Raw genomic sequence first — 21,486 nt, 5'->3', positions numbered from 1 at the left:
TTGCGGGTGCAGAACTAACTGTAAACCATCTTTTGGGGCCGATGCAACTTCAGAATGTAATATTTTTCGAAAAACCTCTTGAGATACCTTGACGAAGGGTTCCGCATCGCTACTAGTGGACCGTATCCTAATAAGAGGAACGCCGCTCACACCCGCGCCCATCACGCGCGGATTGGTCCCGCACGCGCATTCCCATCACCTAATTTCCTTGTCGACTTCACGCCGGCAGCGCACACGAAGAAAGAGAAGAGAGCCCCATGGCGCGTATTTCAAGCCGCATCGGTGCCATCGCACCCTCCGCAACCCTTGCCGTCGACGCAAAGGCAAAAGCACTCAAGGCTCAGGGGCGCCCCGTCATCGGTTTCGGCGCAGGCGAACCGGACTTCCCCACCCCCGCGCACATTGTTGATGCAGCACGCGAGGCGCTCAACGACCCCAAGAACTTCCGCTACTCCCCCGCCTCCGGCCTTCCCGAACTGAAGAAGGCCATCGCGGAAAAGACCCTGCGCGACTCCGGCGTAGAGGTTGACCCCTCCCAGGTTATCGTCACCAACGGTGGCAAGCAGGCCGTCTACCAGGCCTTTGCAACCGTCATCGACGAAGGCGACGACGTCCTGCTGCCCGCCCCCTACTGGACCACCTACCCCGAATGCATCCGCCTGGCAGGTGGCAACCCCATCGAGGTTTTCGCCGGTAGCGACCAGCACTACAAGGTCACCGTCGAGCAGCTCGAAGCCGCATACACCCCCGCCACCAAGGCACTTATCTTCGTCTCCCCCTCCAACCCGACCGGTGCCGTCTACACCGAAGAGGAAACCCGCGCCATCGGCGAATGGGCACTGTCCAAGGGTATTTTCGTGCTGACCGACGAGATTTACGAACACCTCACCTATGACGGTGTTAAGGCAGTCTCCATCCTGAAGGCAGTACCCGAGCTCGCTGACCTGTGCGTCATTCTCAACGGCGTGGCAAAGACCTACGCCATGACCGGTTGGCGTGTGGGCTGGATGATTGGCCCGCGCGACGTTATCGCCGCAGCCTCCAACCTGCAGTCCCACATGACCTCCAACGTCAACAACATCGCCCAGCGTGCCGCTCTTGAAGCTCTGACCGGCCCGCAGGACGACGTGGAAATCATGCACGCAGCCTTCGACCGCCGTCGCCGCACCATTGTGGAGGGTCTGAACGCTATTGAAGGCGTTCACTGCCCCGTACCCACCGGCGCATTCTACGCCTACCCGGACGTACGCGAGCTGCTCGGCAAGGAAATCGCAGGCGTACGCCCGCAGACCACCGCAGAGCTGGCTGAACTCATCCTCGAAAAGGCTGAGGTCGCCGTGGTTCCCGGTGAGGCATTCGGCCCCAGCGGCTACCTGCGCCTCTCCTACGCGCTGAGCGATGAGGACCTGGCAGAGGGCCTGGCACGTCTGCAGAAGTTCCTCGGTCAGGCACGCGACTAGTTCGCGGCTCTCCGAACCGCGTCTCTCGCCACGGCGGGAGGTACGGTTTAGGCGCTGGGTAAACCGGCGCTGGGTGAACCGGTACAAAACGATCAATCACAGGGCTATTGACCGTTTCTTGCTCTAAAAACCGAGAATCCCACAAATATTTAAAAATATTTTTAAAACGAATGAGGCTTCCCGCATCTTTACCGATGTGAGGAAGCCTCATTCGCCTCTTCGGTGCCATAGGTGGGAAGCGGCGGCTATTTGTGTTTCAAACCCAAACATACAGGTGCCAAAAACCTGAACTTTTCAGCACCAAAACGGGCGTTCCCACGGCTTTCCACCACTACCCACACAACCCAAACATCGCTAAAATAGAGACCAAGAGAACGACCTCCCGTCCGGCGCACATCCGCGCGCCGAATTTGTGGAGGTCATAGTTATATACACGCGCGCACAACACCTAAAACGCGCAGACATTAGGAGCCAACCATGAAGATCGGTCTGCTTACTTCCGGCGGCGACTGCCCCGGCCTGAACGCTGTCATCCGCGGCGCTGTCCTCAACGGCGTCAAGAAGTACGGCTACGAGTTCGTCGGCTTCCGCGATGGCTGGCGCGGCGTCGTCGAAGGTGACTACATGGACCTGCCCCGCCAGAAGGTCCGCGGCCTGGCATCCCAGGGCGGTACCATCATCGGTACCTCCCGCACCAACCCCTTCGACGGCCCCAACGGTGGCCCCGAAAACATCGAAATCATGATGGAACGCCACGGCATCGACGCAATCGTCGCTATCGGCGGTGAAGGCACCCTCGCAGGCGCAAAGCGTCTGGCAGACGCAGGCCTGCCCGTCATCGGTGTCCCCAAGACCATTGACAACGACCTGCGCGCAACCGACTACACCTTCGGCTTCGACACCGCAGTGTCCATCGCAACCGAGGCCATGGACCGCATCCGCACCACTGGTGAATCTCACCACCGCTGCATGGTCGCCGAGGTCATGGGCCGCCACGTCGGCTGGATCGCTCTGCACTCCGGCATGGCAGCAGGCGCACACGCCATCCTGATCCCCGAGGTCAAGGTCTCCATGGAACAGGTCGCTGAATGGGTCAAGGAAGTACACGACCGCGGCCGCTCTCCCCTGGTTGTTGTTGCTGAAGGCTTTATCCCCGAAGGCTTCGACGACGTCATGGCAAACAAGGGTACCGAGAAGGACGGTCGCCCCCGCCTCGGTGGTATTGGCGAGTACATCACCCACGAAATCGAGAAGATGACCGGCGTCGAAACCCGCAACACCATCCTGGGCCACATCCAGCGCGGTGGCGCGCCCACCGGCTACGACCGCGTGCTCGCAACCCGCCTGGGCATGGGCGCAGTCGACATGGTCGCCCAGAAGCAGTGGGGCAAGATGGTCTCCGTTCAGGGCACCGAAATCAAGTACGTACCCCTCGAAGAGGCACTGGACGGCCTGAAGTCCGTACCTCAGGAACGCTGGGAAGAAGCAGCCGTCCTCTTCGGCCGCTAAACCCCACAGCCTCAGCACATGAGCTAGGCGCACAGACTAAAACCTCGGAGGCGGGCACTCGTAACGGGTGCCCGTCTCCGCGGTTCTAGTTTGGGGTGGTAGCTTATGGTGGGAATGCCCTAGCGCTTCAAGAAGTCCTGACCCGCCAAAGAACGACGCGCCACCTCACCGGATTCCGGCGAAACCACCGTCGTCTGAGCCACCGCGTACTCGGTCGCCGGCGCTGGCGATCCATCGGGCAGGAAGTCACCGCCATCGACCGCACGCAAAGGCGCCTGCGGGTCAACGCCGCGCTTGATCACAGCCAATGCAATCGGGCCTGCCTCATAATGCAACGCCACAGAGGTAATGCGACCGACCGGGCGGGACTTGCCCTCCACAAACAGTTCACTACCTGCCGCCGGCAGGGTGTGCTCCGAACCGTCAATATCCAAGAACACCAGACGGCGCGGGGGACGACCCAGGTTATGCACGCGAGCCACCGTCTCCTGGCCCTTGTAGCAGCCCTTATCGAAATGCACCGCGGTACGGGTGTAATCCAGCTCCTGAGGGATGGTCTTATCGTCAGCCTCGGTGCCGTAGCGCGGGCGCCACGCCTCAATACGCAGAGCCTCCGCAGCCCACAGACCTGCCCAGCGAACGTCCTCGGAGTCAGCCAGGGAGGGCAGAACAGAGCGCGGCACAATGCTCAAGAAACGCTTGTAGTCCGCACCCGGGTGATGATCGCCCGCCTCATCGTAACGGTAGCTACCCGGTGCCGGAGTGTGCCAAGGATCCTCCCAGACCAGCGGCTGAGCCTCAGCGAGCGCCGGATGCACCGAACCGTCCTGCAGGATCGGGTTGCGGGTGCTCTCCAGCACGGCGTATTCGTCGCTGAGGTTCTGTACCTCAACGCGCATCATGAATTTCATGCGGTTCAGGTAATCGGTCAGGGGCTGAGCCTGGTCGCCTTCCACAATCAGCCAGAGTGCCTCGCCGTCCTCGATAGCGGCGGGTGCGTACTCCACGCGGCCCTGAGGGGAAAGCAACAGGAACTCGCGGCTCTCCCCGGCGGTCATGCCGGTCAGAATCTGCGAGGCGATGGAGGTCAGCCAATTCTGGCGGTCCGGCCCCTCAACACGCACCACGCCCAGGGAGGAGCGGTCCACCAGCACCAGCGGCTCGCCTGCATCGGCGGAGCGGTCAAAGCTGAGGGCGCGCTGCTCCAGCATGGGGTTGCCGTAGTGCGCGGCGACGCCCGCATCCAGCCCGGAGGCGGCAAAAGCGCCGTGCAGGCTCAGCAGGGGGCTCGCCGGGCGGGTAGCATCGGGCTGGGGTACCTCAGCCTGAGGCGCTTCAAGCGAAGATTCAGTCACGGAAGGTGCACCTTTCACACAAAGTGTCTGCCCCGCCGACCAGCGGGGCAGACACACGTTAGTTATTAGGCGGTGGGCTCGGAGCCAGGCTCGCCAGTGGGCTCTTCGCCATCCAGAGAACCGAACATCGAGGTGCCCAGGGAATCACCGGTCATCGACGAGGTCTTACGCAGCTCAGCGGAAGCGTGCTTGTGCAGCTTACCCTCGGCGTCCGCAACCTCCCAGTCCCACATGAGGTTACCGTTGACCAGGCCCCACAGGCGCACGGAGCCCGCGTAGTCGTGGGAGATGTCGTCGCGCAGCAGGTTGCCCGTCTGCATGCGAATGACCGGGCCCTTGACCATGCCCACGTAGTTTTCGCTAATGCCGCCGGGGTGCGCGATGGTCGCCAGCAGGGAGAAGCCGTCGTCCTCGTTGCGCAGGGTTTCAACGCTCTCGGCGTCGGGGAAGGCGGGTACAACATCCTTGGGGACAATACCGAAGCCACCGTCGGCGTCGGTCAGGGGGCGGTCAATCTGCCAGAAACCGGTTTCAACGGTGATGGGGCGCAGCTTCTGACCCTCGTCATCGAGCAGGAAAGACTCAGCGCGGTATTCGATGAAGGGCAGACCGTCCTGCTCAAAAGTAATAATCTGGCCGAAGGGGGTGTTTTCCTGGCCTTCGTACCACATGGTTCCGGTACCTTCCCAGGTGCCGAGCAGCCATGCGAAGGGAACAAGTTCAGGGGTTAGGTTGGTAGGGATTTCAATAGCCATACCTTCTATTCTAGTACCCGTGGGTAAAACAGTGCCCTATTCGTTCGTCCACGGCACGTTTGTCCACGGCACGGGGTAGCGTCGCCGCCTGCAGAGTGAAGTGAACGGTGCGGTGGGCGGCATAAAGAAAACCCCCAACCGGAGGGGACCGGGTGGGGGTTCACGCCGTCATTGGCGAGGCGGTACGAACCGTATGAGGCAACCGCCTAAAGCCCTGTGTGGGCGATGCTTCTGCTCTGTGCGGGAAGACTACTTCTGACCGCTGAAGAGGCCACGCAACACTGCGAATGCACCGATACCGATGCACACAGAGATAATAGCCATCAGCGACATGAAGAGAGCTTCAAGAGCCATAAGATTGTTTTCCATGCCTTAAACCTACCACAGACCCACCCCGAAAGGGTGCAGAATCAGCGGCAGAAACATAGTGGACATCCAAGCCGGTTCCCGGGCGCACAACCCGCTTAGCGCCGAGCAAAATCCCGGTTCCGCGCCAGCATGCCAAAACCCCGCGGTCATCGGCTGAAAAGGCTGTATGCGCAGTCCGGAATACGATATTCGCGCCCAGCCTGCGCAGGCTCCCACCGCTGTGTCACAGGCGGGCTAGTACACTAGAAAGAGCCCAAAAGTTTTACACGGGAAATACGCGGGAAAGGAGAGGGTGTGTACCGTATTGCGCTCATGAGCGATACCGCCGCGCAGGATATAATCCCCTCGCTGAGCCTCCTCAGCCACAAGGTACACGTTTTTCCCCTCGACACCGCCCACACCGCACTCGAATCCGAGGCTTTCGACCTGCTCATGGTCGACGCCCGCACCGCACTCGTACAGGCACGCCAATGCGCCCAGCTGTTGCGCGCCGCCGGCGTACAGTTGCCGCTCATCGCGCTCCTGAACGAAGGCGGTATGGCGGCGGTTGCCGCCTCCTGGCAGGTGGACGATATTGTTTCTGACCAGGCGTCCCCCTCCGAAATGGATGCGCGCCTGCGCCTCGCCATCAAGAGCGACACCGGTGCAGAAGAAGAGAACTCCGAAGAGCGCATCGTGCGCGCGGGCAACCTCGTGATTGACACCCAGGCGTACTCCGCACATCTTTCCGGTACCGCGCTGAACCTGACCTTCAAAGAGTTTGAACTGCTCAAGTTCATGGCTCAGCACCCCGGACGCGTCTTCTCCCGCGCCCAGCTGCTCTCCGAGGTGTGGGGTTACGACTCCTATTACGGCGGCACCCGCACCGTGGACGTGCACGTGCGTCGTCTGCGTTCCAAGCTCGGCACCGAATACGAGCAGATGATTTCGACCGTGCGTAACGTGGGCTATTCCTTCAACAGCACCCGCTAAATTTTGCGGCACCAACCGCTGTTTTGGTGTGCCCGTTCTCAAGTAGCCTCGCCGATGAGCCGAGTACCAGAATGCGTAAATGTTCCGGTTCTTGTCATATTCGCCCAGGACGGAGAACAAACTCTCCAAAGAGCAACTATCCCCGGTAGAGTTGAATCAGAAGGCTACGAAAGAAGGCGATGATGGTACACAACCAGACACCCGATTCCTCCACCCTGCCCGCTGAAAGCTTCCTTGTTTACGCGGAACCGCAGCTCACCGAAGAGCTGCTGGAACGCTTCGATTCCTTCGCTCAGAAGGTTGCCCGCCATGACGGCGTCTCGGCGTTCTCTGAGCAGACCCGCATCGAGCTGAGCAAGGCATTGCGTGAAAGCACCCTGACCCCTCCGCGTTTCTTTGTCGCCGAGGATAACGGCACCCTCGCCGCCGTGTTCGTGGCGCTCACCCCCGCCAACGACGAAGATACCGGCGTGATTGAGGCAGCCGTCGCCCCCGAATACCGCGGACGAGGCGCAGGCAGCGCATTCTTCGACTACGCCGTCCGTCAGCTGGGTGAAGACGCCGTACGATACCGCCTGTGGGTTCACGGCAGCGCCACCGACACCGGCATTGAAAGCCCCGCCCACGCGTTCGCGACCCTGCACGGTTTTGAGCCGGTACGCGTGCTGTACAAGATGATTCTGCCCCTGGATGCGCAGACCCGCGAAGAGCTCGTGGAACGCTCCGATGCGCGCACCCTGCCGGAAAACCTGCGGATGCGCACCTTCACCGGCGCGGACGAATTCCCCTGGCTGCGCGTGAACGCCGCCGCTTTTGCGCACCACCCGGAGCAGGGCAAGCTCACCCTTGCTGATTTGCGCGAGCGCACCGGCTCCCCCTGGTTCCGTCCCGAGGGTTTCTTCATCGCCTCCGAGGTGGATGATGACTCCGCCATGGCGGCGTTCACTTGGACGAAGATCCCGACCGGTCAGGAGCAGGGCGAGCTGTCCCCCTCCGGCGAGATTTATGTGGTGGGTGTGAACCCGCAGGCTCAGGGAGGCGGCCTGGGTCGCACCCTTACCCTGCGCGCGCTGGCGTACCTTGCATGCGCTGAGGATGAGAACGGTGAGCCGCTGCGCGCCATCGACCTGTACGTGGACGCAGATAATGACGCTGCCTACGCCCTCTACACGTCCCTGGGCTTTGGCGTGGCGACGGTTGACCGCATGTACGCTCCCGCGCAGCAGGATGAGCCTGCCGCCTAGTTTTCTGTGCGCCGTCTCCGGCGTGCTTCTTCACGACTTATCCCCGATCAGAAAGGCAAGTACAGTATGGTACCCGCCCCCAATGGCCTGAATAAGGCGCCTAAGCCCAAGCCGTCTGAGCCTGCGCCCATGACCGGTGTCATTCACATTGGCCACGATATTTCGAAGATTGAGCGCGCCGAATCTCGCGGTGACCGCATTGAGAAGGGCGAAAAGCGCTCCTACTTCAGCCTTGAAGAGGAGTTCGGTCCGGAGCGTTTCTTTGACCGTGAGAGCAGCTGGCTGGACTTCAACACCCGCGTGCTGGAGCTCGCGGAGGACCCGAACCTGTTCCTGCTGGAGCGTCTGAACTTCCTGGCGATTGTGGCCTCTAACCTGGACGAGTTTTTCATGGTGCGTGTGGCGGGTCTGAAGCGTCGCATTGCGACCGGTCTGGCGGTTCCTTCGGCTGCCGGTCTGAGCCCCGAGGAGCAGATGGAAGAGATCGCTGAACGCGCTCACCAGCTGCAGGCTCGTCACGCTGATGTGTTCCACAACCAGGTGCTACCGGCTCTGGAGGAGCAGAACATCCGTATCGTGGGTTGGAACGACCTGGATACGGACGCTAAGCAGCGTCTGCGTCAGGAGTTCATGCAGGACATCTTCCCGATTCTGACTCCGCTGGCGGTTGACCCGGCGCACCCCTTCCCGTACATTTCGGGTCTGTCGTTGAACCTTGCGGTACTGGTGCGTAACCCTCAGACCGGCAAGGAGCTGTTCGCTCGCGTGAAGGTGCCCGATCAGCTGGACCGTATGGTCTCTGTGGATGGTTCGCGTGCCGCCAACACTGCGGGCCGCGAGAGCCGCTACATTGCGCTCGAAGACATCATTGCTGAGCACCTGGATACCCTCTTCCCGGGCATGGAAGTTGTGGAGCACCACGTCTTCCGCGTGACTCGTAACGAGGATCTTGAGGTGGAAGAAGACGACGCCGAGAACCTGCTGAAGGCTCTGGAGAAGGAGCTTCTGCGCCGTCGTTTCGGTCCGCCCGTCCGCCTGGAGGTTGAGGACACCATCAACCCGACCATCCTGGATCTGCTGATTTCTGAGCTGAACATCAACGAGTCTGAGGTGTACCGTCTGCCGGCTCCGCTGGATCTGCGCGGTATGAGCGCGATTGTTCGTGCGAACCGCCCGGCGCTGCACTACCCCAAGCACATTGCGCACACTTCTCGTTGGCTCAACGCCACCGAGACTGCGAAGGCTGCGGACGTGTTCGCTGCCGCCCGCGACCACGACGTGCTACTGCACCACCCGTACGATTCCTTCGCGACCAGTGTGCAGGCGTTCCTGGCTCAGGCTGCCGCCGACCCGCGTGTTCAGGCGATTAAGCAGACCCTGTACCGCACCAGTGGCGACTCCCCCATCGTGGATGCGCTGATTGAGGCGGCGGAGGCTGGCAAGCAGGTTGTGGCGCTGGTCGAGATTAAGGCTCGCTTTGATGAGGAAGCCAACATCTCCTGGGCTCGTAAGCTGGAGCGCGCGGGCGTGCACGTGGTGTACGGCATCGTGGGTTTGAAGACTCACTGCAAGCTGTCTCTGGTGGTGCGCCGCGAGGGTAACCACCTGCGTCGTTACGCGCACATTGGTACCGGTAACTACCACCCGTCGACCGCTCGTTTCTACGAGGATTTGGGCATTATCACCTGTGATGAGCAGATCTGTGAGGATGTCTCCCGCCTGTTCAACCAGCTGTCCGGTTACGCGCCGAAGACCAACTACCAGTCGCTGCTGGTGGCGCCGCGTACTCTGCGTAGCGGCCTGATTGAGTGCATCGATCAGGAGATTGAGAACCACAAGGCGGGCCGTCCGGCGAAGATTCAGATTAAGTGCAACTCCATGGTGGATGAGGCCATCATTGATTCGCTGTACCGTGCTTCGCAGGCTGGTGTGCCGGTGGATGTGGTGGTTCGCGGTATTTGCGCGCTGCGGCCGGGCGTTAAGGGTCTGAGCGAGAATATTCGCGTCCGTTCGGTGCTGGGCCGCTTCTTGGAGCACTCGCGCGTGTTTGCGTTTGAGAACGGTGGCGATCCGATTGTCTACATTGGCTCTGCCGATATGATGCACCGTAACCTGGACCGCCGCATTGAGGCTCTGGTACCGGTGAAGGATCCGCGCCACGTGAAGTACCTGCGTGACATGTTCACCATCTACATGAGTGATTCTTCGCGTACTTGGCACCTGGATTCTGAGGGTAACTGGACCCGCCACGACACCGATGATCAGGGCAACCCCCTGCAGGATGTGCAGTCGTACTACCTGAGCTCGCGTTCTCGTAAGAACGTGGTGGATAAGGTCTAAGGATTTGCCGCTGACCTGCCGGTGATTTCTGGTGGTGGACCCCGTCTGTTTCCGCGCTTTATGGCGTGGGGCAGGCGGGGTTTTCCGCGTGTCGTGCAAAAACGTGCGGTGGGCTAGTGCACTTAGCGCAAAAGTGAACAACAGGTTACGTTGAGATTACAACTTGACGCTTCTCTCCCCTACAATTAGACGCGGAGCATGGTGCCCGTTGGCATTGTGCGCAGCCTAGCGAAGAGGATCAGAGAGAGATATGGCACCGCTGGATTCCCCCTCCATCTACTACTCGGCACGACGTTTTGATGCGGTCAACAGCATTGACCGCGCCCCCACAAACACTGCGGATATTGTTGCTTCTGGCGCACTGATTTGGCGCATGCGCGATGGTGCGCTTGAGGTTCTGATTATTCACCGCCCCCGCTACGATGACTGGTCCTGGCCTAAGGGCAAGCAGGATCCGGGCGAGTCCCTGGCGGAGACCGCTATTCGCGAGATTCGCGAAGAGGTCGGCCTGCAGGTTGTTTTGGGCGTGCCCCTGGCGGTGACGTCCTACCCGGTGGGGGGCCGCCCGAAGGATGTTTTCTACTGGGCTGCCGAGCTGCCCGATGGTGCCCGCGCCCTGGCTGATGAGGGTGAAGTGGATGAGCTGCGCTGGGTAACCACTGACGCGGCTCGCGCGCTGCTGACCAATCAGGATGACCTGGCGCCTCTGGAATCTCTGGAGGCTCTGGCGGAGGCGGATGCGCTGCGCACCCGCCCGATTCTGATTGCCCGCCACGCGAAGGCTAAGCCGCGTTCGAACTGGGCTGCTGCTGAGGATGACCGTCCGCTCGCGGCGACCGGCAAGCGTCAGGCGCTGGCTTCTAGCCGTCTCTTTGCGGCGTGGGCTCCGAGCCGTATTATTTCTTCCCCGTGGTTGCGTTGCGTTCAGACTGTGACCCCGTACTCGGTGGATTATGGTGTGTCGGTGAAGGAGAAGAAGTCCCTGTCTGAGGCTGGCGCTCAGCGTCACCCGGCGCGTGTTGCCCGCACCGTGGCCTCGCTGTTCGATAAGGATTCTTCCTCGTTGCTGTGCACTCACCGCCCGGTGCTGCCCCGGGTGATGGATGTTCTGCGTGAGTACCTGTTTGAGGATTCCGCGGAGGTTCTTCCGACCGAGGACCCGTACCTGGAGCCTGGCGATGCCCTGGTTCTGCAGGTGACTGAGGGCGATAACCCGCGTATTGTCTCGGTGGAGCGAGTACGCGCGGCTCTGGACTAGCACCCATATACTTTGATCTTCTAACGGCGAGCGCGCTGGGCTTTATGCTCAGCGCGTTTGCTCTACCTGCGCCCGTTCGAGGGTTTTACAATAGAGGGGCGGTTGATTCTTTGCCGTCTCTCACGTCTACTGACAGGATTCAAGGTTTTTCTTATGACTCACGCAATCCCCACCCCTTACGAAGATCTTCTGCGCGAAATCCTCGAGGAGAACAAGGACGCCATCGCGGCGGATGCGCAGCGTTCCGACCGTACCGGCACCGGCACCTTCGGTGTGTTTGGTCGTCAGATGCGTTTTGACCTGCGTGAGTCGTTCCCGCTGATTACTACCAAGCGCGTGCATTTTAAGTCCGTTGCCATTGAGTTGCTGTGGTTCTTGCGCGGTTCTTCGAATGTGCGCTGGTTGCAGGAGCGCGGCGTGACCATTTGGGATGAGTGGGCTGATGAGAACGGCGATTTGGGCCCGGTGTACGGCGTGCAGTGGCGTTCGTGGCCGACCCCCGACGGTGGCACGATTGACCAGATTGCGAAGGTTATCGATTCGTTGAAGAACAACCCGAGCTCGCGCCGCCACATTGTTTCGGCGTGGAACCCGGCCGAGGTGGATAACATGGCGCTTCCGCCCTGCCACGCGCTCTTCCAGTTCTATGTACATGAGCGCCAGGACGGTGTGAAGGAGCTGTCCTGCCAGCTGTACCAGCGTAGCGCGGACATGTTCCTGGGCGTGCCCTTCAACATCGCTTCGTACGCTCTGCTGACCTACCTGATTGCGCAGGAGGTGGGCATGGAGCCGGGCGAGTTCGTGTGGACCGGCGGCGACTGCCACATCTACTCGAACCACCTGGAGCAGGTGAAAAAGCAGCTGGGCTACGGCACCGACCCGGAGGGTAACCCCTACCCGCCGCGCGAACCGTACCCCTACCCGAAGCTGGTTATTAAGACCAAGAAGCCTTCTATTTTCGATTACGAGTATGAAGACTTTGAGCTGGTGGATTATAAACACCACCCCGGTATTGCCGCGCCGATTGCGGTCTAGCTGCAGGTTGTAAGGAGGCATAATGTATCGTCTGGGCGCTATTTGGGCTCAAACTGATGCCGGCATCATCGGTCGTAACGGGGATATGCCCTGGTACGCTCCGGAGGATTTGGCGCACTTCAAGAAGGCGACGCTGGGTGCTCCGGTGATTATGGGTCGCCGCACCTGGGAGTCGTTCCCGCCGCGTTTTCGCCCGCTACCGGGCCGTACGAATATTGTGATTAGCCGTTCGGTCACCGAGGCGCAAGAACACGATGGCGCGCTGTGGGTTCCCTCGCTGGATGCGGCGCTGTACGCGGCGCGTGACGCCGCGGGTGCAGCGGTCGAAGATATCCCCGCAGATACCGCCGCAGTTGATGCTTGGATTATTGGCGGCGGCTCCGTGTATGCGGAGGCGCTCTCCCGCACCGACCTGCCCTCCTTTGGTCGGGTAGAGACGGTGGAGCGTACCCTCTTCTACTGCCAGGAAGGCAACGAAATCACCGGCGATACGCGAGCGCCCGAACTGCAGCTTGCAGATTCTGCGGGTAACTGCGAGGGCAGCTCCCCGAACGGGTACTGGCGGGTCACCTCCGAGAGTGCCTGGGAGAAGAGCGAGAAGGGCTACCTGCTCGATGAGTCAGGCACGAAGAACCCCATGTACTTCTCGTTCCAGCGGCTCGAGCGTCTGTAGCTCTCACACACGTGCCGGTACCGGGCCGTTCCGAATATCAAATTTTTTGTACGGTGTTAGTCCGCACCCGCCAACCTGAGAGTACACTGGGAACCATGAACTTTAATCCCGGTGACTCTGTAGGTTTTGTTGGCTGGCGCGGCATGGTGGGCTCCGTCCTCATGAAGCGCATGGTTGAGGAAGGCGACTTCGAGGGCATTACCCCCGTCTTCTTCACTACCTCTAATGTTGGTGGCGCAGCGCCCACCTTCGACGGCGTGATTGAGCCGTCCGAGCTGAAGGACGCATACGACATTGACGAGCTGCGTAAGCACTCGATTATTGTGACCGCTCAGGGCGGTGGCTACACCGAGGCTGTGCACCCGAAGCTGCGTGCGGCTGGCTGGGACGGCCTGTGGATTGACGCAGCTTCCACCCTGCGCATGAACGATGACTCCATCATCGTGCTGGACCCCATCAACCGCGACGTCATCGACCGCGGCCTGGCATCCGGTGTGAAGGACTTCGTCGGCGGTAACTGCACCGTCTCCTGCCTGCTGATGGGTCTGGGCGGTCTCTTCAAGAACGACCTGGTCGAGTGGGCAACCTCCATGACTTACCAGGCAGCGTCCGGCGGCGGTGCCCGCCATATGCGCGAGGTGCTCGCGCAGTTCCGCGACCTGGGCAACGAGGTCTCCGAGGAGCTGAACGACCCCGCATCCGCAATTCTGGACATCGACCGCAAGGTTCTCGCGAAGCAGCGTTCCGGTGAGCTGGATTCCACCCAGTTCGGTGTGCCGCTCTCCGGCTCCCTGATTCCCTGGATTGACTCTGACCTGGGTAACGGCCAGTCCCGCGAGGAGTGGAAGGCTGAGGTCGAGACCAACAAGATCCTGGGCCGCTCCGAGGACGAGAAGATCACCATGGACGGTCTGTGCGTCCGTATCGCTGCGATGCGCTCGCACTCTCAGGCGCTGACCATCAAGCTCAAGAAGGACCTGCCGCTCGAGGAGATTGAGCGCATCATCGCCGAGGACAACCCCTGGGTTCGCTTCGTGCCGAACGAGCGTGAGGCTTCCATGGAGCAGCTGACCCCCGTGGCTGCTTCCGGCTCTCTGGAGATTCCGGTTGGTCGCGTGCGTAAGCTCGCGATGGGCCCCGAGTACATTAGCGCGTTCACCGTGGGTGACCAGCTGCTCTGGGGTGCTGCTGAGCCGATTCGCCGCATGCTGCAGATTGCTATTGGCAAGCTCTAAAGCTCACTGACAAGCTATAACAAAAGCCCTCGCTACCATTCTTATCGGATGGGAGCGAGGGCTTTTTGTGTCTGCGCATAGCTTGCGCGGACAGGGTTAGCGCAAGCTAGGTTGGTGAAATCCGGGTTAGCGCTGGTTTGCGGCGGCAGCCTTACGTTCTGCCTTGCGCGCGGCTTTGCGTTGCTTACGCTGCTGTCGCCAGGCGCGGTAGCGGTACCAGGCGGTGAGCACCACGTGCTTCATGAAAATATTGGCGCGGCGTGCCCAGGTGAATTCGGTACCCCAAATGCCCAGGCCGATAAAGATGAACAGCCAGCCGGGGCCGGGGGTGACGAGCATAATCAGCCCGGCGATAAAGCAGAAGGCGCCCACGCCGATGACGAGGGGCTTGTAGAGATGACGCATGACCGGATGCGCGTGCATGCGCTCCTTGCGGGCTTCGAGCCAGCGGTGAAAGCGGCTGGTCTCGCTTTCTTTGACTTCATCTTCAATGGTTTTCAGGGGTGGTCCTTCCAAACGTGCCGTAGGTGAGTTTCACCGGGCGGCGGTGGTTAGAGAATAGCATTCACTGCTGAATGGCGGCTGTGAAAGATTTCTTCATGTTGAGATTTTTCCGTCATCTTCAAAATTTTTTCGTTTCAATAGTGTTCAAGTCGAAAGTACCTTTATACACTGTAAGGGAACAATTCGCCCGGCATCATGCCTAAACACTAAGGAAGCGACCCACCACCGTGTCCTCCTCACGTCCCGTATCAACGGGCTCACCCCGCACCAACGCTGCTGCACCCGCTGGCGCCTCTGCGCCCGCTACTGAACGCAACGCCGCATCGACTCTCAACGAACGCCTCGAAAACCTGCCCTTCACCCGCGCCCACGGCAAGCTCCTGGGCATCTCGGGTCTCGGCTGGGCGCTGGACGCCATGGACGTCGGCCTCATCTCCTTCGTCATGGCGGCGCTCATCAAGGAATGGCAGCTCAGCCCCACCGAAGCCTCCTGGCTCGGATCCATCGGATTCGTAGGCATGGCGCTCGGCGCAACCTTCGGCGGTCTACTCGCCGATAAGCTCGGCCGCCGCTACATCTTCGCCCTCACCCTGCTGGTGTACGGTCTGGCGACCGGCGCCTCCGCCCTGGCAACCTCCCTGGGAGTGCTGCTCGTCTTCCGTTTCCTGGTCGGTCTGGGCCTGGGCGCGGAACTTCCCGTGGCATCCACCCTGATTTCTGAGTTCTCACCGCGCGCTATTCGCGGCCGCGTCGTGGTCGCCCTGGAGGCTTTCTGGGCTCTGGGCTGGATTCTCGCCGCTCTCATCGGTACCTTCATCGTTCCGCAGGCGAACGGCTGGCGCTGGGCGCTTGCCATCGGTCTGATTCCCGCCATCTACTCGCTCGTGATCCGTATGGGAACCCCGGAGTCGGTGCGCTTCCTGGAGTCGGTCGGCAAGCACGATCAGGCTCGCCAGATTGTTGAACGTTTCGAGGCATCCCCCGCGCTCTTCTCCCGAACCAACAAGAAGCAGACCGAAGACGCTTCCGCACACGGCGCGGCAGAAAGCACCGACAACGCAGAATCCGCGAAGATCCACTCGATCTGGGCTGCCGGTCAGCGCCGCAAGACCATCGCCCTGTGCGTCATCTGGTTCTGCATTAACCTCTCCTACTACGGCGCGTTCATCTGGATTCCGGCGCTGCTGAACGCCCAGGGCTTCAGCCTCGTGAAGTCCTTCGCGTTCACGCTCATCATGACCCTCGCCCAGCTGCCCGGCTACGCGGTCGCCGCCTACCTCATCGAAAAGTGGGGTCGACGCGCAACTCTGGCGACCTTCCTGCTCGGCTCTGCACTGGCGGCTGCCGGCTACGGTATGGCGCACGCCGAGGTGTTCATCATCCTCGCTGGCTGCATGCTCTCCTTCTTCAACCTCGGCGCGTGGGGTGCTCTCTACGCCCTGAGCCCGGAGATCTTCCCGACCCACCTGCGCGGAACCGGCACCGGTGCCGCCGCCGGTATCGGTCGTATCGCCTCCATCGCGGCACCGCTCATTGTGCCGCCGCTGGTCGCATTCGGTGGAACCCCGTTGCTCTTTACGCTCTTCTCCACCGCGTTCCTGGTAGCGGCAACCACCGTGTTCCTGTTGCCTGAACGCCGCGGCGAATCCCTCTAACGAGCCGCCCACCCTACACAATGAGCTGTCCCTTCTGAACACTCTTTCTGAGCAACCAGGAGGGACAGCTCATTTGTCATTTAAGCCCTCTAACCATGCACCACAACCTCAAACTATGAGAGGATACGTTCTATGCTCGATTCCTTCCTCTCCAACCTCTACCGCACAGAGTTCAGCCCCTGGCCCGTGAGCGAACACTACGCTGCCGAACGCGCCGGCGGCGTGCCCGAAGCCATGCTGCTGCCGGGCGAACTCACCGTGCACCGTGGCGACGGGGCAAAAATGAGCTACTACCTGGACTGGCCCGAGGAATTCAACGAATACACCCGCGCGATTACCCTGCGCCCGCGCACCAAAAACGGCTACCCGCAGGACTTTACGCTCAGCGTCGCCGTACGCGACGGCCAGGCTGTCTTTACCGCAACCGCCCTCAGCTTCTGGGAGCAGCGCGACGGCCGCCCCTACGACCGCGAGCCCATCGCCCGCGGCTACGTGGATGTCGCCTCCTACGAATCCTGCGAGGAATACGCAGGCAATTCCGCCGCGCCCGCCCTCATCGGCTGGGACATCGCAGACCTCTACCCGGCACGCATGGCGCTTATCCACGCCCTCTGCGAAGGAATCGCCAGCAGTATCACGATGGGCGCCCGAATCCTCGCGGACGGGCAGGTACAGGTAGACCACAAGGACGGGGACCTACTCGCCCTACATGTGAACGCGGTCAGCACCGTAGGCGGCATGGTCCGCGCCCTCATCATCGAGCAGGACCGCGTGCCCGGCAGCGTATCTACCGGCGCCTCCGAGCGCACCGACCTGCAGGCACGCGCCTACTACGCCAACGTGCTCTCCCCCGTTCCCGGCGAGTTCGGCAACCTTGTCTGGTCCCACAGCGAGGACGCGGAATACTACCCGTACCGGCCCACGCGCCATAAGCCGATTTTCCACGCCCCCAGCCCGCCGCAGAAGCTTCCCCTAGCGGTTCAGGTGTTGATGGAGCACCTACCCGCCGCTCCCCTGGCAGCAACGCGCACAGCGCCCAAGCGCAGGCCGTACCTGCCGGGGCAGGCGCGCCTCTCCTCGCCTCGCCACTAGCTCAGCGGGTCAATACAACGGTCAACACAACGCTTCGGGCGGTCTCCCGATGAAGAGACCGCCCGAAGCGTTTGTTGTATCTGCCCTCGCAGTTGGGAGGGTGCTTAGATTTCGCCGTTGACCACGACAGGCTCAGGAACCAGGGTCACGCCAAAACGTTCACGCACGCCGTCGCGCACAGCGCGGGCAATAGCGAAGATATCCTCAGCGGATGCGCCACCGCGGTTCGTAATCGCCAGGGTGTGTTTGGTCGACAGGCTCGCACGACCCTGAGCGATCTCGCGGGACTCACCCTCCAGACCGAAGCCCTTATCGAAACCTGCATGCTGAATCAGCCAAGCAGCCGAGAGCTTCACGTGATCGGGGTCCTCGACACCCGCGGTGAACGGGGAAGTCTTCACGACCACCGGGAAGTTCGGGGCGCCCTCGGGCAGAGACTCCAGGGTAGAACGCGGAACAATCGGGTTGGTGAAGAAGGAACCGGTAGAGAAAGTGTCACGGTCCTCGGGGTTGAGCACCATGCCCTTGGAGCCGCGCAGCTCCAGCACCTTCTGGCGCACCAGGGCGGATTCGGCGCGCTGACCGGGCTCAACACCCAGGCTCCTCGCCAGCTCAGCGTAACGAATCGGGGAGGACAGGCTACCGAGGGTGAACTGGAAATCAACGGTCAGCACCACGTAGCGGGGCGAGCCGTTGACGGTTGCGCGCTTGAGTACCGAGTCGCGGTAGCCGAAGCGCAGGTCTGCGCTCGCGAAGGTCTTCTGAGTGTTCTTTTCGCGGTCCCAGGTGCGTACGGAGGCGATGAACTCGCCCACCTCAACGCCGTATGCGCCGACGTTCTGCACGGGGGTTGCACCCACGGTGCCGGGAATGCCGGAGAGAGCCGCGGGGCCGACCCATTCATTCTCGATGCTGAGCTTCACAAAGTCGTCCCAGATGGTGCCTGCATGCACGCGCACGTTCGCGCCGCCGCATGCGGGGATGGGCAGAACCTCTACGCCTTCGGAGGCGATGTGCACGACGGTTCCGTTGAAGCCTTCGTCGGAAACCAGCAGGTTGGAGCCGCCGCCCACGATGAGGACGGGTTCGCCTGCGGCGTCTGCAGCGGAGACTGCTTCGATAATTTCTGCTTCGGAGGTGGCGCGGACGTAGGTCTTAGCGGGGCCGCCTACCTGGGCGGTGGTCAGTTCGCTCAACAGCTTTTCAGTCATAGGTTAAGAATACCGGTCGTTGTGCGGGGTCAATACCCACCACACGTTAAAGTCACGAAAACCTTATGGTGATTTTGCCTTCATTTTCCGGTGCGCCTCCCACAAAGAAAAAGCGCCACCGCCCCACTACCACACATGCAGCCGAGCGCACAAAAGCCCCGGCACCACCGCATCGGGTAGCGCCAGGGCTTTCACACATTATCTACACACAGAAAATCTATGCCGAGAAACGAACCACAGCCTGGCTCTTCATCAGAACCTTCTGCTCCTTGCCCTCCTCATCACGAGCGGTGACGGTCAGGTCAATGCGGGCGGTGCGCTCTTCCTCATTCAGGGCACCCACCTTACCGCTGATGGTCAGGGCGTTCGTGGGGGTGTCGGGGTTTTCGCCGCCGGGCGCATCCGCCACGGGAACGGGCTTGGTGAATCGAGTCTGGTAGTCCACGATTGCGCCGGGGTCACCCGCCCAGTCGCTCACGAGCTGCACGGCGGTGCCCATGGTCAGCATGCCGTGAGCGATCACGCCGGACAGACCCACAGACTGAGCGAAACGCTCGTTCCAGTGAATCGGGTTGAAGTCACCGGATGCGCCAGCGTAACGCACCAGCGAAGCGCGGGAGAGCTCCACGGTACGCGAACCGATGTCCCGGCCCTTTTCAAGATCTTCGAAACGCACCATTAGTTCTCCTCCTCAGCACGAACCAGCAGGGAAGAGATGCAGGTGGTGACCGGCTCGCCCTGCGCGTCAACGATTTCTTCGCGGGTGGTCAGCATTGCGCCGGCGCCCATCACGCGCACGGAGTCCACGTGAACTTCGGTACGCAGCTCATCACCGGCAACGATGGGGCGGTGGTGGGTGAAGCGCTGGTCGGCGTGCACCACGCGGGAGAAATCAATACCGGCGGAATCGTCGTTGATGAGTGCCGCGTCAGCTGCCTGCGCCAGGATAATGGCGAAGGTCGGCGGGGCAATCACATCTGCGTACCCTGCCGCGCGGGCTGCCTCAACGTCGTGGTGGAGGGGGTTTTCTGCGTGAACTGCTCGGGCAAATTCGCGGATCTTTTCACGGCCGACAACGTAGGTGTTCTCGGACGGGTAGACCCTGCCCACAATCTCAGGGTTAATGCTCATGGTTTCAGTCTACCGTTCTTATGCACAGTGTTCAGCTCGAACGCGCAGAGTGGACGCATCAGCAAACAGCCAGCATGGATGCACGCAGTATTTCTTAGCATTGTTTACCTTCTAGCGAAGGCGCCCGGCGCGCCCCTACCCCTACAGCCTGAGCAGGCGTAGACTGAATGGGTACCCGCAATCAATCAAGAAGGAAAAGTTGTGTCTTCCAACGTAAAAATTTCGGTGCTTGACCTGATGCCGCACCGCCCCGATCAGCGTCAGCACCAGACCATGCTCAACACCATCGATGCCGCCCGCGCGGCTGAGTCCTACGGCTACGAGCGTTTCTGGGTCGCTGAGCACCACAATGCCGGTTCCCTGCTGTCCTCGGCGACCGTCGTGGTCATGGCGGAGATTGCCGCCGCAACCGAGCGTATTCGCGTGGGTTCGGGAGGCATTATGCTCCCCAACCACGCACCTTACGTGGTAGCGGAGCAGTTCGGTACCCTCAACGCGTTCCATCCCGGTCGTATTGACCTGGGTGTGGGCCGTGCGCCCGGCACTGACCCGATGACCGCCGCCGCTCTACGCCGCGACGATTCTGCCGCCATGAGCTTCCCCGCCGAGGTGCAGCAGCTGCAGCGCTTCCTGGGTGATCCCTCCCCCATGCACCGCGTGCACGCCACTCCCGGTCAGGGTTCGAAGGTGCCTATGTACATTCTGGGTTCTTCCCTGTTCGGTGCGCAGCTTGCCGCACAGCTGGGTCTTCCCTACGCGTTCGCTTCGCATTTTGCACCCGCAATGCTGCAGGAGGCGGTGGACACCTACCGCGCGAACTTCAAGCCCTCGGAGCATCTGGAGCAGCCCTACGTCATGGTGGGTGCGACCGCAATGCTCGCCGATACCGACGAGCGAGCACGTTACCTGTACACGACCCAGCAGCAGCATTTCCTGGGCGTGGTGCGCGGCAATCTGTCGTTCGCACCTCCCGTGGAAGATATGGACGCCGTCTGGACCGACGCGGAGAAGATGCACATTGACCGCATGACCGCCGAGGCAATCGTAGGTTCCCCCGCCACCGCGCAGGCTCGTATTGAGGACCTGGTGGCGCGCACGGGCGCTGACGAGCTCATCGTCATGACCGAGGCGTGGGAGCACGAGGACCGCCTGCGCTCCTACGAGCTGCTGTCCCAGCTGCCGGTGGTGCGCCGCGCCTCCTAACGCTTTGATTAGAGCCTAAAGACGAAGCCCCCGAGTTTTTCTCGGGGGCTTCGCTCTACCCGGCGTCGAGCCGCGCGCCGGGCACCTGCAGACCGGACTTGAGGCACACACAATAGGCAAACAAAAAAGCCTGCCTCCGAAGAGACAGGCTTATCTGAGCCCCGACCGGGAATCGATCCCGGGACCTCCATCTTACCAAGATGGCGCTCTACCACTGAGCTATCGGGGCGTAGCGGTGGACGGGCTCGATCCGTCGACCTCACGATTATGAGTCGTGCGCTCTAACCAGCTGAGCTACACCGCCACATCATTAATACGTGCTCTCGCATGAATTAATGAGAGAGCCCCGACCGGGAATCGATCCCGGGACCTCCATCTTACCAAGATGGCGCTCTACCACTGAGCTATCGGGGCAACAGGTAAAACTATACAGGTCTTCACGAATGCTCGCAAGCGGAGAAGCTATGGCATATGCCACATTTATG

General features: G+C 61.2%; 18 protein-coding genes and 3 tRNA genes. 12 read left to right on the top strand and 9 right to left on the bottom strand.

Going from position 1 to position 21,486, the window contains the following annotated elements:
- Positions 1–257 precede the first annotated feature (257 nt).
- Both RM6536_RS05730 and RM6536_RS05725 read left to right on the top strand, forming a co-directional pair.
- Positions 258–1,460 (top strand): pyridoxal phosphate-dependent aminotransferase, encoded by a 1,203-nt coding sequence (locus RM6536_RS05730; protein ID WP_060824395.1) that lies wholly within the window; start codon positions 258–260, stop codon positions 1,458–1,460.
- 477 nt (positions 1,461–1,937) lie between these two features.
- Complete coding sequence (locus tag RM6536_RS05725; RefSeq protein WP_049347329.1) at positions 1,938–2,969, top strand: 6-phosphofructokinase; 1,032 nt, start codon at positions 1,938–1,940, stop codon at positions 2,967–2,969.
- 119 nt (positions 2,970–3,088) lie between these two features.
- Here RM6536_RS05725 and RM6536_RS05720 read toward each other — a convergent pair whose 3' ends face one another.
- On the bottom strand, positions 3,089–4,324 hold the full coding sequence (locus tag RM6536_RS05720; RefSeq protein WP_060824394.1) for a YgfZ/GcvT domain-containing protein: 1,236 nt from the start codon (positions 4,322–4,324) through the stop codon (positions 3,089–3,091).
- 65 nt (positions 4,325–4,389) lie between these two features.
- Complete coding sequence (locus RM6536_RS05715; RefSeq protein WP_060824393.1) at positions 4,390–5,079, bottom strand: FABP family protein; 690 nt, start codon at positions 5,077–5,079, stop codon at positions 4,390–4,392.
- A 663-nt stretch (positions 5,080–5,742) separates the two neighbouring features.
- On the opposite strand from RM6536_RS05715, the gene RM6536_RS05710 reads away from it, so the two are divergent.
- From RM6536_RS05710 to asd, 7 genes are all read left to right on the top strand, one after another.
- Positions 5,743–6,420: a winged helix-turn-helix transcriptional regulator gene (locus RM6536_RS05710; protein ID WP_081094658.1), complete on the top strand. Its 678-nt coding sequence runs from the start codon at positions 5,743–5,745 to the stop codon at positions 6,418–6,420.
- 179 nt (positions 6,421–6,599) lie between these two features.
- Entirely contained in the window at positions 6,600–7,664 is a 1,065-nt protein-coding gene (gene mshD, locus RM6536_RS05705) for a mycothiol synthase (RefSeq protein WP_060824392.1), read from the top strand.
- A gap of 66 nt (positions 7,665–7,730) precedes the next feature.
- Entirely contained in the window at positions 7,731–10,004 is a 2,274-nt protein-coding gene (locus RM6536_RS05700; RefSeq protein WP_081094657.1) for an RNA degradosome polyphosphate kinase, read from the top strand.
- Positions 10,005–10,254: 250 nt separating this feature from the next.
- Positions 10,255–11,262, top strand: a complete 1,008-nt coding sequence (locus RM6536_RS05695; protein WP_060824391.1) for an NUDIX hydrolase — start codon at positions 10,255–10,257, stop codon at positions 11,260–11,262.
- A gap of 153 nt (positions 11,263–11,415) precedes the next feature.
- Positions 11,416–12,297 carry a thymidylate synthase gene (locus RM6536_RS05690; RefSeq protein ID WP_049353805.1) on the top strand — a complete coding sequence of 294 codons (882 nt, stop codon included), beginning with the start codon at positions 11,416–11,418 and terminating at the stop codon, positions 12,295–12,297.
- A gap of 22 nt (positions 12,298–12,319) precedes the next feature.
- Positions 12,320–12,970 carry a dihydrofolate reductase gene (locus RM6536_RS05685; protein WP_060824390.1) on the top strand — a complete coding sequence of 217 codons (651 nt, stop codon included), beginning with the start codon at positions 12,320–12,322 and terminating at the stop codon, positions 12,968–12,970.
- 95 nt (positions 12,971–13,065) lie between these two features.
- On the top strand, positions 13,066–14,205 hold the full coding sequence (gene asd, locus RM6536_RS05680) for an aspartate-semialdehyde dehydrogenase (protein WP_060824389.1): 1,140 nt from the start codon (positions 13,066–13,068) through the stop codon (positions 14,203–14,205).
- A 126-nt stretch (positions 14,206–14,331) separates the two neighbouring features.
- Here asd and RM6536_RS05675 read toward each other — a convergent pair whose 3' ends face one another.
- Complete coding sequence (locus RM6536_RS05675) at positions 14,332–14,628, bottom strand: PGPGW domain-containing protein (protein ID WP_231917938.1); 297 nt, start codon at positions 14,626–14,628, stop codon at positions 14,332–14,334.
- A 308-nt stretch (positions 14,629–14,936) separates the two neighbouring features.
- Here RM6536_RS05675 and RM6536_RS05670 point away from each other — a divergent pair, with 308 nt between their 5' ends.
- The gene (locus RM6536_RS05670) at positions 14,937–16,364 is read left to right on the top strand and encodes an MFS transporter (RefSeq protein ID WP_060824387.1); all 1,428 of its coding nucleotides are present in this window, start codon (positions 14,937–14,939) and stop codon (positions 16,362–16,364) included.
- Positions 16,365–16,496: 132 nt separating this feature from the next.
- The gene (locus RM6536_RS05665; RefSeq protein ID WP_060824386.1) at positions 16,497–17,456 is read left to right on the top strand and encodes a hypothetical protein; all 960 of its coding nucleotides are present in this window, start codon (positions 16,497–16,499) and stop codon (positions 17,454–17,456) included.
- Between the two features lie 104 nt (positions 17,457–17,560).
- Here RM6536_RS05665 and RM6536_RS05660 read toward each other — a convergent pair whose 3' ends face one another.
- From RM6536_RS05660 to RM6536_RS05650, 3 genes are all read right to left on the bottom strand, one after another.
- Positions 17,561–18,667, bottom strand: coding sequence for a UDP-N-acetylmuramate dehydrogenase (locus RM6536_RS05660; protein ID WP_060824385.1), 1,107 nt, complete (start codon positions 18,665–18,667; stop codon positions 17,561–17,563).
- A gap of 217 nt (positions 18,668–18,884) precedes the next feature.
- Positions 18,885–19,346, bottom strand: a complete 462-nt coding sequence (locus RM6536_RS05655; protein WP_060824384.1) for a MaoC family dehydratase — start codon at positions 19,344–19,346, stop codon at positions 18,885–18,887.
- Positions 19,346–19,798 carry a MaoC family dehydratase N-terminal domain-containing protein gene (locus RM6536_RS05650; protein WP_005504824.1) on the bottom strand — a complete coding sequence of 151 codons (453 nt, stop codon included), beginning with the start codon at positions 19,796–19,798 and terminating at the stop codon, positions 19,346–19,348. The genes RM6536_RS05655 and RM6536_RS05650 overlap by 1 nt, the downstream gene beginning before the upstream one ends.
- Positions 19,799–19,999: 201 nt before the next feature.
- Here RM6536_RS05650 and RM6536_RS05645 point away from each other — a divergent pair, with 201 nt between their 5' ends.
- The gene (locus tag RM6536_RS05645; RefSeq protein WP_060824383.1) at positions 20,000–21,001 is read left to right on the top strand and encodes an LLM class flavin-dependent oxidoreductase; all 1,002 of its coding nucleotides are present in this window, start codon (positions 20,000–20,002) and stop codon (positions 20,999–21,001) included.
- Between the two features lie 157 nt (positions 21,002–21,158).
- Here the strand turns inward: RM6536_RS05645 and RM6536_RS05640 are convergent.
- The 3 genes from RM6536_RS05640 to RM6536_RS05630 all read right to left on the bottom strand — a co-directional run bounded on the left by RM6536_RS05640 (position 21,159) and on the right by RM6536_RS05630 (position 21,415).
- Positions 21,159–21,230 (bottom strand) — tRNA-Thr (locus RM6536_RS05640).
- A 1-nt stretch (position 21,231) separates the two neighbouring features.
- A tRNA-Met gene (locus tag RM6536_RS05635) sits at positions 21,232–21,305 on the bottom strand.
- Positions 21,306–21,343: 38 nt separating this feature from the next.
- Positions 21,344–21,415 (bottom strand) — tRNA-Thr (locus tag RM6536_RS05630).
- Positions 21,416–21,486: the final 71 nt, after the last annotated feature.

The sequence above is a fragment of the Rothia mucilaginosa genome (assembly GCF_001548235.1).
GTDB classification, from domain to species: domain Bacteria; phylum Actinomycetota; class Actinomycetes; order Actinomycetales; family Micrococcaceae; genus Rothia; species Rothia mucilaginosa_B.
Note: the sequence above shows the minus strand (reverse complement) of the source record. Positions and strands in the feature narration are given on the sequence as shown.

Bases quoted from the DNA above. Each gene is read 5' to 3' on its own strand.
- RM6536_RS05650 (WP_005504824.1), bottom strand. From the start codon at position 19,798: ATGAGCATTAACCCTGAGATTGTGGGCAGGGTCTACCCGTCCGAGAAC.
- RM6536_RS05730 (WP_060824395.1), top strand. From the start codon at position 258: ATGGCGCGTATTTCAAGCCGCATCGGTGCCATCGCACCCTCCGCAACC.
- RM6536_RS05665 (WP_060824386.1), top strand. From the start codon at position 16,497: ATGCTCGATTCCTTCCTCTCCAACCTCTACCGCACAGAGTTCAGCCCC.
- mshD (WP_060824392.1), top strand. From the start codon at position 6,600: ATGATGGTACACAACCAGACACCCGATTCCTCCACCCTGCCCGCTGAA.
- RM6536_RS05690 (WP_049353805.1), top strand. From the start codon at position 11,416: ATGACTCACGCAATCCCCACCCCTTACGAAGATCTTCTGCGCGAAATC.
- asd (WP_060824389.1), top strand. From the start codon at position 13,066: ATGAACTTTAATCCCGGTGACTCTGTAGGTTTTGTTGGCTGGCGCGGC.
- RM6536_RS05725 (WP_049347329.1), top strand. From the start codon at position 1,938: ATGAAGATCGGTCTGCTTACTTCCGGCGGCGACTGCCCCGGCCTGAAC.
- RM6536_RS05695 (WP_060824391.1), top strand. From the start codon at position 10,255: ATGGCACCGCTGGATTCCCCCTCCATCTACTACTCGGCACGACGTTTT.
- RM6536_RS05715 (WP_060824393.1), bottom strand. From the start codon at position 5,079: ATGGCTATTGAAATCCCTACCAACCTAACCCCTGAACTTGTTCCCTTC.
- RM6536_RS05675 (WP_231917938.1), bottom strand. From the start codon at position 14,628: ATGCACGCGCATCCGGTCATGCGTCATCTCTACAAGCCCCTCGTCATC.
- RM6536_RS05685 (WP_060824390.1), top strand. From the start codon at position 12,320: ATGTATCGTCTGGGCGCTATTTGGGCTCAAACTGATGCCGGCATCATC.
- RM6536_RS05655 (WP_060824384.1), bottom strand. From the start codon at position 19,346: ATGGTGCGTTTCGAAGATCTTGAAAAGGGCCGGGACATCGGTTCGCGT.
- RM6536_RS05660 (WP_060824385.1), bottom strand. From the start codon at position 18,667: ATGACTGAAAAGCTGTTGAGCGAACTGACCACCGCCCAGGTAGGCGGC.
- RM6536_RS05700 (WP_081094657.1), top strand. From the start codon at position 7,731: ATGGTACCCGCCCCCAATGGCCTGAATAAGGCGCCTAAGCCCAAGCCG.